The following is an 8,982-nucleotide window of genomic DNA, read 5'->3' as shown; positions in this document are numbered from 1 at the left end:
GACCAGCCTCGAGGACGTCCTGTCCTGAAGCTGGACCAGGCGGTCCGCACCCGACTGGGTGCACAGTGGACATCCATGGCCGCCGAACGGGTGCTCGCGCAGATCACCGAGTTCGCCATGCGGGCGCCGCTCGACGATCCCGTCATGTCTGGGTTCGTCGACGCCTTCGACGCCATCAGCCGCCTCGCACGAGCGTCGCCGGGCTTCGTCTGGCAGCTCACCAGCAGCAGCCGCGGACACCCGCGGGTCGACCCCGAGGATCCGCTCCGCGTCGTGAGCGTGTCGACGTGGACCGACTACTCGTCCCTGCACGGGTTCGTCTACCGCAGCCCGCACGGTCGGGCCCTGCTGCGTCGTGGCGAGTGGTTCACACCCGTGGTCCAACCGTCCACGGCCCTGTGGTGGACGTCGGCCGAGGACCGACCGTCCGCGGACAGCGCCCTGGCCCACCTCGCCCTCTTGCGCCGGGAGGGCCCCACGCCTCGTGCGTTCACCGTGAGGCACCGCTTCGACGCCTCGGGGCGAGCCGAAGGCCGCCGGCGCCCGGCCGCGCGACCTTGGCCGCGCTAGCGGGGACAGCGGCCGCTCACGACATGGGCGAGGCGAGGGGACCGGACCCCGGCGCGCCTAGAGGCGGGGCGCCTCGTCGGTGGGCCGCGGCGGCGTCAGCAGATGGCGGATGGTCAGCCGGACCACGATGGCCACGACCAGCACGGCGGGGATGACGAGCAGGCCGGCCAGGCTGCCGTGGCCGAGCAGGTGATCGACGGCCGACATCACGAGGGCGAAGCCGATCGGGACCACCACCAGCATTGCAAGGACGCCGAGCACAACCCACCACGGCCCGCGCCCGCGCGGGATCGAGGACACCGTGGTGTCCAGCCCGGCCGGCTCTCGCGCGGAGTTCGCGGCGGCCAGCGCGTCGACGAGGTCGAAGGCCTCGCGCATCCGGTCGGGATCGTCGATCCCCAGCGGCTCGCTGCCGAACACGGTGAGCTCGTCGGCGGTGAGCTCGACGCTGCAGGGCTCACCGGCGAAGCGTTCGAGCCGCGGCTCCAGATCCGCCGGGATGCGGGCACCGAGCACCGGATCGCCTGCGGCGCCACCGGTCAGACGGGCCCGGAGGAACAGCTCACGTCGGAGTAGGGCGGCCGGACCAGGAGACCAGGTGGCCGCGAGATCGTGGCCGCTCGCGACCGGGAAGCGGTCCCCGACCTCCACGAAGTCGCGGCCGCGGGTACGCACGCTCCGGTCGACCGCCGCCGAGCGGTGGGCGAAGAGGCTGCCCGCGTAGTCCGGCGCGAGGGTGCCGGTGATGCTCAGCAGGCCGTTCACGTGGGCGAACCGCGCCAGGGAACCCGTCTCTCCCACCGTGCTCCAGATCGAGGCCAGTCCCCAGCAACCGGTCACGACGAAGAACGCCGGCATCAGCCAGAACGTGACGTTCTCGTCCGCGTGACCGGCGCCGACCACGAACGCCAGCACGGCGGCGAACACGACCACGAGCAGCCCGAGGATGACCACGCTGAAGGTCATCAGCGGACTGCCACCGATGGCCCGCAGCCGGTCGCTGACGCCGCTGGACTCCCGCAGCGTCTCGAACCGGAGGGCCCGCGGCGTCATCGTCACGAATCGAGATCCTCTCGCCACCGGAGCGCTGGTGTCGAAACGGGAGGTCGATGGCGTCGGCGTGAGGCACGCGACTCCCACGAGCGCATCGACCGGCCTGACGGGCGTCGAAGCGCCTGCGTGCCCTGGCTCGGCTGCTCACGGAGGCCGCGTCCGGCGCGTCGATCGCTGCACTGGCTCTAGCATCGTCACCACCATCAGCCCATCGGTGCGGAGGTCCACGATGCCCAAGATCGCCAAGCTCGCAGCACGTGTCGTGATCGGCAGCCTCTTCGTGGGTCACGGCACCCAGAAGCTCCAGGGCTGGTTCGGGGGCCCGGGGATCGAGGGGATGACCGCGGCGATGGAGGGGATGGGTATGCACCCACCTCGCCGCAACGCCTACGCGGCGGGGATCAGCGAGACTGCGGGCGGCGCGCTCCTGGCCGCCGGACTCGCGACGCCGCTGGCGAGCGCGATCCTGACCGGCACGATGACGGTCGCGATCGCCAAGGTGCACGCCGGCAAGGGCCCATGGGTCACCGGCGGCGGTTGGGAGTACAACGCCGTCCTGATCGCCGCGGTGCTGGCTATCGCCGAGGACGGCCCTGGCAGCCTCTCGCTCGATCACCTGCTCGGCATCGAGAGGTCCGGACCGGTCTACGGCCTCCTCGCCGCAGCGCTCGGGGCTGCCGCGGCCTACGGCACGCTCGAGGCGGCAAGAGCCGCCACCCCGCAATCCGACCCCAGTGGTGCCGGCCCCCGCGGCTGAGCACGCGCACCGCCCACTCCCGGTCCGGTCGGCCGTCGACGCTCGCGACGGGATCCGTCGCGCCGGGCGGCCGGCATGGTGTGACCCAGATCACGCACTGATCTTTCGGGACAGGTCGGACTCTCGATGATTCGGCGCTCGTGGCCTGTGGGTAGGAGCCGGGCATGACCATGCGTGACGACGTCGCCGCTCGTCTCGACGAACACCGCCTCGTGCGCGCCGTCTCCGTCCACGGCTGTACCTGCGGGGACTGGATCAGCACCATGGCGCACAGCTACCAGGAGCACCTCGCCGACGTGGTCCTGTTCTACTTCCCCGACATCGCTGACCGTTCCGCCGAGCGGTGGGACGAGGGCTACACCCAGGCCGTCGACGACCTGTGCCCGGCCGAGCTCTCCCACGAGGCCAGACTCCTGTGGGCGCTCGACCACCCCCCGGTCGGCAACCCGTACTGAACCGGGCCGTCTGTGCGGGAGCACCCGCGGGGATCGGCTCCCAGCGACCTGGATCGGTGCAAGGTGTTCGCGATGGGTACTCCCCGCATGAGCAGCACGCCGAACGAGCCGGACCCCACCGATCCCGACGTCAGCCCCGACGAGAACCCGAACCAGGGTGCACCCGAGGGCCCGCCGATCGTCGGTCCGGACCACGCCGACCCGCTCGAGCCGTGACCGGCGGAGACCAGTCGCACCTGTCGATCAGCCGAGCGGCGACCGACGTCCGCGACAGCGCGGACAGCAGCGCGAGACCGATCGCAGCCCCCACCACGTTGAAGATGAGGTCGTTGACGTCGGCGATGTGACCGCCCGCGAGGAGATGAGCGGTCACGAGCTGGCTGACCTCGATGGCCAGGCTGAGCGAGGCCGCCGCGACCAGGACCCGCCACCAGGCCCACGGGGGCAGCACGAGGGACAGCAGGACGCCGACGGGCACGAAGACGCCGATGTTCATGACGGCGTCGCCGATCTCGTAGCCGGCCAACGGCACCAGGTTCAGAGCGGAGATCCACCCACCAGCGCGGGCGGGCTTGTCCAGATAGATCGGGAACACGGTGTTGGCGACGATGCCGGCCGCGTAGAGGCCGACGGCGAGGGCGACCCCGGCCCGTGGCAGCGTCAACCGCCCATGTCGTCGCAGGTGCCACACCGACCCGGTGACGACCGCGACCCCCAGCGGCACCACCACCGGAAGCACCGGGACCTCGCCGAACAACGTGCTCCACCCCCGTGCTCGCGGTGGGCGCCACCGAACGCGGTCGGCGATGGTCGCGGCGCTACCCGGCGGCGGCCCAGCCGACAGGCCCACGCGGGTGATCGTAGCCGCCTGCTCCCGTCCGGAACCGACCATCGATCGATCGCATGGAGGGTTCCTCGACCCGCTCGCCGCCGACCGCGGTCGGCGGCGACCGAGGCCAGCACCGGGCACCGGATCGGTGGCCGGGCTGGTCCTCGCGCCGGGCTCAGACGCGAGCGTCGTGGCGGCGCTGGGTCATCTGCCAGATCACCAGGGCGATGACGGCGCCGATGATGGAACCGACGATGCCGGAGGGCTGGAACAACCCGTCCTGGGCGTCCTTGTGGAACAGCACGTAGCCGAGGAAGCCGCCGATCAGGGAGCCCACGACTCCGAGGGCGATCGTCGCGAGGACCGACATGTGCTGCCGCCCGGGCACGAGCAGCCGGGCGATGAACTCGGCGATCGCGCCCACGATGAGGATGGTGAGGATGAGTCCGAGCATGACGCTGGCCTTTCACTAGGGGGCCGACGGTAATGGCCCCAGAGTCGAAGGCAAGCACCCCTGGGTGGGGTGCTACACCCCCCTAGGTGGGTTACCTTGCCGATATGGCCGGAACCGCACCGGGCGCCATCACGGTGGCGCTCGTCGACGACTACGACGTGGTCGTCGTGGGCGTCGCCACCATGCTCGAGCCCTACCGCGACCGCGTCGTCGTCGCCGAGCTCGACACGAACGAGCCGGTGAAGGACGTCGTCGACATCGCGCTGTACGACTCCTTCGCCCAGCCGGAGTCGGACCACCACGAGGTCAAGACCCTCATCGACAACCCCCACGCGCGGCGCGTCGTGATGTACACGGCCAACTTCCACCCCGACCTGGTCGCGATGGCGCAGGACCTGGGGGTGGACGGCTACCTGTCCAAGGCGCTCAACGCCCGCGAGCTGGTCGAGGCCCTCGAGTCGGTCCACGCCGGGGAGAGGGTGATCAGCACCCCGCCGTCGAAGACGTTCGCCAACAGCGGCGACTGGCCGGGACGCTCGGAGGGCCTGACCCATCGCGAGTCGGAGATCCTCGCCCTGATCACGCAGGGGAAGAGCAACGCCGAGGTCGTCGCGCTGACCTACCTCAAGCCCAACACCGTCAAGTCCTACATCCGAGGCCTGTACCGCAAGATCGACGTCGAGAGCCGCACGCAGGCGGTGCTGTGGGGAGTGCGCCACGGCTTCCTCCCCGACCACCGACGCATCGACCACTGGCGCGGCGGACCGTGACGGTCCGAGCTGCCGTCCACCCCACGGCGCTCGATCGTCGCCGATGCGGCGCGCAGGGCCAGACAGACCCCGAACACAGCCGGGTCTCGGGCTCACGCACCGGGTCGGTCAAAACCTGTGTGCGGATCGGGAGAAACCTGCATGCTGTGCCTTCACCAGGCGCGACGCCGCGCTGACCGAAGGAGAACCATGAGCACCCTGCGACCCCGCCGACTCCTCGCCGGCACCGCGTTCCTCGCGACCAGCCTCGCCACGGCGGGCCTCGGCGGCGCCGCCTCGGCAGCCTCGGCCGTCTCGGCCTCCGTCGTGGACGGCGACTGCCCGGCCATGACCCCGCTCTCCCACACCTCGGCCACCGCTCCCACCGTGCGCGACGACGCCGTCAACGTCGTGGCCGGCTCGGTGACCACCATCCCGGTCCTGGCCAACGACACCGACGCCGACGCCGACCAGCTCGCGCTGGTCAAGGTCGATGCCGCCACGCACGGGATCGCGTGCGCCCTGGCCGACGGCACCGTCAGCTACCTGAGCCTGCCCAGCACCCACGCCACCACCGACACCTTCCGCTACGCCGTCACCGACGGTGACTACTACCGCTCGGGCACCATCACCGTCACGGCCGCAGCCGACACCCCGGTCGTGGCGCACGTGACCCGCAGGGCCCGCGACGGTCACCGGGCGACCATCCGCTTCACCAACGCCAACGCCCAGCCCGTCCGGCTGCTGCTGGGCTCGCAGAAGGCCAAGCGCCCCGCGGTGCGACGCACCATCGCGCCAGGTCACACCGCCGTGGTCCACACCGGCCTCGACAAGCCCGTCTACCTCGCCTCGCTCCGCGTCGCCGGCGTCGGCGGGGTGCCCCTGACCTTCGGCACCATCAACACCCGCACCGGGAAGGTCCACACCCAGGACGTGAGCGACGTCTTCGCCAGCGTCATGGCCGTCGGCAGGGCCGGCCTGAGCAGCGCGGCACACCAGGCCTCTCCCTGGCGCTGAGCCGCGGCCGCGTCACCCGCCCCTCGTCCGCAGCACCGACCGCGACCCGCTCCTCCGACCTAAAATCCCGTCCTGTCTTCGGCTACTTCCGTGATCAAGACTGGAGAGGGGATGACTGGTGGACGTCGATTTGCAGAGGCTTAAGCGATCCTGGACGCGTGACCTCGGTCGGCTCTGGTTCCTCATCAAGGCCGACTTGGGTGACCTAGAGCCGGACGAATCTGATCTGGTCGAGCGCAGTGCGGGCCTTCACCACGAGCTGGGCGCGCACGGCAATCCAGTCAAGGCCGAGGAGTGGGTCAAGACCGAGCATGGTTGGACGGGCCTGCTGGTCGACGCCGACACGATCGAGCACTGGATGGAGTGGCTGACGCGGCTCGCGGCGAGTTTCGGTGGGTTTACCGACGGATCCATCGTGGGCGCGCCCTCTTCTGCACACCCTTCGCCAGGGGTCAGGGAACCGGTGCCCATGGCCTTCATCAGTTACAACACCAGCGACCTCACTCTAGTGCCGAAGAACGACCGGCCCCCGGGATGGTTCGTCGAGGAGAACCTCACCCGATATCTGTCGGAGAAGACACTGGGGTGGACCTACCTGCCCGGAGAGCTCCAGTATTTCGGACGCGACGACCACTGGATAAGGCCCGAGAGTCCCGATTACGAACAGGCACTGGCTGAAGCGATCCCACGCTTCCTGCCCGCCAGCGTCGCCTGCGTCACCACCACAAAACCGGTCCGGTACCGGATGGCCAACTTCTGGACGCAGGGCCAAGCCCAGTACCACCAACACGAAACGGGCGCGACGTGGGAGACCCACCTCGACCAGCTCCGCAAGATCCTGCTGTGGACGCCGCCCCGGACCCGCTACGGATGGATCGCATACGAACGAGCCGGCCTCAGCAGCCCGAATCCGAGTCCTGCCCACTACCCCCACGTCGAAGAGAGTGACGTCGACTACAACATTCCGCTGCTTTCCTCGTTCGTACCCGACGCAAGCGGCTTACAACTCCTCACCAATGAACACCTCGCACGCGCACACGACTTGTCAGACTGGGACATCGAGCACCTGGCCGGGGGCAGGCACCTGGTCCAAGCACCAGACCTCTCTACGTGGTACTCCACACCACACCCCGATCCCGACGTCCTCGCCAAAGCCCGCGCCGACTTCGGCGACATGATCCTCACCCCCGAGCTAATCCAAACCAATCGGCCGTGGCGCGACTGATCAGTATCAGCAGTCATCACACAATGCCGCGCCCAGCCCGACCCGCAGTAGGCCGAGTGCTTCCCGTGCCCGGCAGTGTCGCGTGTTTGATGAGCCGCTCCCCAGCGGCGTCGAAGCTGAGCGTCGCGCCTGCTGACTCTTCTAGCCACCGGGGGCAGGCATCTTTGCTGCAGACCCGTCGAGCGACAGGCTGCGACGGGGTCCCTGAGTGGATCGAGGAAGCTGGGGAAGGGCTACTAGCGGATCAGGCGTCCGGTGTCGGGCTCGCCTGAGACCTGACGGCCGCAGGATTGCTCTGACGGAACTCGACCGCAAGCGGCGTCTCCTCGAACTGCAGCAGGTCGCCGGTAAGTTCGAGAAGCTTGGCTCTGGTCTCGATGGGTGTGGCGTAGAAGAACTCGCGACGATGGTTGACGTGGTTGACGCGCTTGTCGGCGAAGTGCTGGTGCATCGCCGTCTCGATGCCCACCGCGTCGTCGGAGAAGAACAGGGCGTGTACGTCGAAGTTGAAGGGTACGGAAGCGTCGGAGAGCTCCCGGACGCGGTCCATCGGCTCAAGGCGCCGGGTCATGCCGATCTTGACCATCCGTTCCCCGAAAGAGCCGAGGTTTGAGATCACGTAGACGTAGCCGGCGCGGATGTTCGCCGCGCGGTAGTCGACGTCCTCGATGGCCCGGTCCACCTCATGAAGCTGCACCCGCATCCGATCGGCAGCTTCGACATCACCGTTGGCGATGAGCTTGTCCAGCACGTTGCAGTAGTGCTCGCGCTCTTTGCGGAGGCGGTATCGTTCACGATCCATCTCTTGTTGTGCGATCCGCTCCTCGCGAAGCCGCTGCTTCTCCTCCCGTTCCTGCTCCTTCTCCCTCGCGAGCTTCTCCTGATAGTCGGCGGTCAGCTCCAGTTCCTTCAGACGAAGTCGGTGATACGAAGGCGTGATCCGTATCTGCATGGTCTTGCCGAGCCGCTCGATCGTCGAGACGACCTTCTCTAGGCGATCCTTCGCGGTGGCGAGCTTGTAGGGCTTGAGTCCTCGTACGAGGTTGTCGGCTTCTGCGTTGTAGGCGCGCAGCATGAGCTTGGAGTAGTCACGGACCATGGACCGCCCCTGGGCGGCTGACCCGTTGACAGTCCAGTCCTGCGCAGCGGTCACCGCGCCCCCGTTGGCACGGACCATGACCTTGATCTGATCTTGGAGTCGAGAGAGTTCTTCCTTGTACTCGACCGAGTTCTCTAACGGATGTTGATACCTATAGATGCCCGCTTCTTGGAGCACAGCCGTCTCCTCGGTGGTGACAATTTGGGTGCGGAGTCGTTGCAGGCGTTCGCGCTGACTGTTCGACTCCGTCTGCATCTCCGCTCGAGCACGCTGGGCTTCCCCGACCATCTCCTCGCGCTGGAGCTTCAACATCGCGTCGGCCTGCTTGATCTGGGTTTGCAGGTCGTCGCGCTCGCGCTGCAGCTCGACCACATCGAGCGCGCCGAGGCGAGCCATCTCCGCTCGAAAACTGGCCAGCTCGGCCTCCAACCGCTCTACTTCGGAGCTGGCCTCCCGCGCAGCCTTCCGGGCACCGAACAGGGGAATCTTGACCGCGGTGGTGGCGGTCTCCGGTGAGACGACCACGGCCGGGTTTGCGGTCTGTTTCGCAGACGACGTAGACGGCCGTGTGGACGGAGCGGTCGCAGCCACCGTGGGCTGTGGCGTCGGCGCCGAGGTGGTTTGCGACGTCGATGCCGCTGTGGGATGCGGTGTGAGCGGGGCACGGTGCTCGGTCCATTGCTGGCCGTCCCAGTAGCGCTGTTGACCGGGCTGCTGCGTGTCGGGATACCAGCCAGCGGGAGCAGTCATGGGCGGGAGTATGCGCCCAGATTC

At 68.6% G+C, this 8,982-nt stretch carries 10 protein-coding genes; 6 read left to right on the top strand and 4 right to left on the bottom strand.

Translation table 11 applies throughout. From position 1 onward, the window contains the following. Nucleotides 1-75 precede the first annotated feature (75 nt). The gene (locus tag D9V37_RS19960) at nucleotides 76-570 is read left to right on the top strand and encodes a DUF3291 domain-containing protein (RefSeq protein ID WP_121807818.1); all 495 of its coding nucleotides are present in this window, start codon (nucleotides 76-78) and stop codon (nucleotides 568-570) included. Nucleotides 571-627: 57 nt separating this feature from the next. On the opposite strand, the gene D9V37_RS19955 is transcribed toward D9V37_RS19960, so the two are convergent. Continuing rightward, a complete protein-coding gene (locus tag D9V37_RS19955) occupies nucleotides 628-1,629 on the bottom strand; it encodes a hypothetical protein (protein ID WP_147456012.1) in 1,002 nt (333 codons plus the stop codon). Nucleotides 1,630-1,852: 223 nt separating this feature from the next. Between D9V37_RS19955 and D9V37_RS19950 the strand changes: the two genes are divergently transcribed. Next, complete coding sequence (locus D9V37_RS19950) at nucleotides 1,853-2,380, top strand: DoxX family protein (protein ID WP_121807816.1); 528 nt, start codon at nucleotides 1,853-1,855, stop codon at nucleotides 2,378-2,380. A gap of 164 nt (nucleotides 2,381-2,544) precedes the next feature. Beyond that, nucleotides 2,545-2,835, top strand: a complete 291-nt coding sequence (locus D9V37_RS19945) for a hypothetical protein (RefSeq protein WP_121807815.1) — start codon at nucleotides 2,545-2,547, stop codon at nucleotides 2,833-2,835. A gap of 130 nt (nucleotides 2,836-2,965) precedes the next feature. Here D9V37_RS19945 and D9V37_RS19940 read toward each other — a convergent pair whose 3' ends face one another. Both D9V37_RS19940 and D9V37_RS19935 read right to left on the bottom strand, forming a co-directional pair. Beyond that, a complete protein-coding gene (locus tag D9V37_RS19940) occupies nucleotides 2,966-3,685 on the bottom strand; it encodes a VanZ family protein (protein WP_198412658.1) in 720 nt (239 codons plus the stop codon). Between the two features lie 154 nt (nucleotides 3,686-3,839). Further along, nucleotides 3,840-4,118 (bottom strand): GlsB/YeaQ/YmgE family stress response membrane protein, encoded by a 279-nt coding sequence (locus D9V37_RS19935; protein WP_121807814.1) that lies wholly within the window; start codon nucleotides 4,116-4,118, stop codon nucleotides 3,840-3,842. A 104-nt stretch (nucleotides 4,119-4,222) separates the two neighbouring features. On the opposite strand from D9V37_RS19935, the gene D9V37_RS19930 reads away from it, so the two are divergent. From D9V37_RS19930 to D9V37_RS19920, 3 genes are all read left to right on the top strand, one after another. Beyond that, nucleotides 4,223-4,888, top strand: coding sequence for a response regulator transcription factor (locus D9V37_RS19930; protein ID WP_121807813.1), 666 nt, complete (start codon nucleotides 4,223-4,225; stop codon nucleotides 4,886-4,888). 189 nt (nucleotides 4,889-5,077) lie between these two features. Beyond that, nucleotides 5,078-5,884: an Ig-like domain-containing protein gene (locus D9V37_RS19925; protein ID WP_121807812.1), complete on the top strand. Its 807-nt coding sequence runs from the start codon at nucleotides 5,078-5,080 to the stop codon at nucleotides 5,882-5,884. 118 nt (nucleotides 5,885-6,002) lie between these two features. Further along, a complete protein-coding gene (locus D9V37_RS19920) occupies nucleotides 6,003-7,109 on the top strand; it encodes a hypothetical protein (protein ID WP_121807811.1) in 1,107 nt (368 codons plus the stop codon). Nucleotides 7,110-7,353: 244 nt separating this feature from the next. On the opposite strand, the gene D9V37_RS19915 is transcribed toward D9V37_RS19920, so the two are convergent. Continuing rightward, nucleotides 7,354-8,958: a DUF4041 domain-containing protein gene (locus tag D9V37_RS19915; RefSeq protein WP_121807810.1), complete on the bottom strand. Its 1,605-nt coding sequence runs from the start codon at nucleotides 8,956-8,958 to the stop codon at nucleotides 7,354-7,356. Nucleotides 8,959-8,982: the final 24 nt, after the last annotated feature.

Source organism: Nocardioides mangrovicus (assembly GCF_003674065.1).
Taxonomy (GTDB): domain Bacteria; phylum Actinomycetota; class Actinomycetes; order Propionibacteriales; family Nocardioidaceae; genus Marmoricola; species Marmoricola mangrovicus.
This window is presented reverse-complemented; position numbering and strand designations above follow the sequence as displayed.

Bases quoted from the DNA above. Each gene is read 5' to 3' on its own strand.
- D9V37_RS19960 (WP_121807818.1), top strand. From the start codon at position 76: ATGGCCGCCGAACGGGTGCTCGCGCAGATCACCGAGTTCGCCATGCGG.
- D9V37_RS19925 (WP_121807812.1), top strand. From the start codon at position 5,078: ATGAGCACCCTGCGACCCCGCCGACTCCTCGCCGGCACCGCGTTCCTC.
- D9V37_RS19950 (WP_121807816.1), top strand. From the start codon at position 1,853: ATGCCCAAGATCGCCAAGCTCGCAGCACGTGTCGTGATCGGCAGCCTC.
- D9V37_RS19935 (WP_121807814.1), bottom strand. From the start codon at position 4,118: ATGCTCGGACTCATCCTCACCATCCTCATCGTGGGCGCGATCGCCGAG.
- D9V37_RS19930 (WP_121807813.1), top strand. From the start codon at position 4,223: ATGGCCGGAACCGCACCGGGCGCCATCACGGTGGCGCTCGTCGACGAC.
- D9V37_RS19915 (WP_121807810.1), bottom strand. From the start codon at position 8,958: ATGACTGCTCCCGCTGGCTGGTATCCCGACACGCAGCAGCCCGGTCAA.
- D9V37_RS19945 (WP_121807815.1), top strand. From the start codon at position 2,545: ATGACCATGCGTGACGACGTCGCCGCTCGTCTCGACGAACACCGCCTC.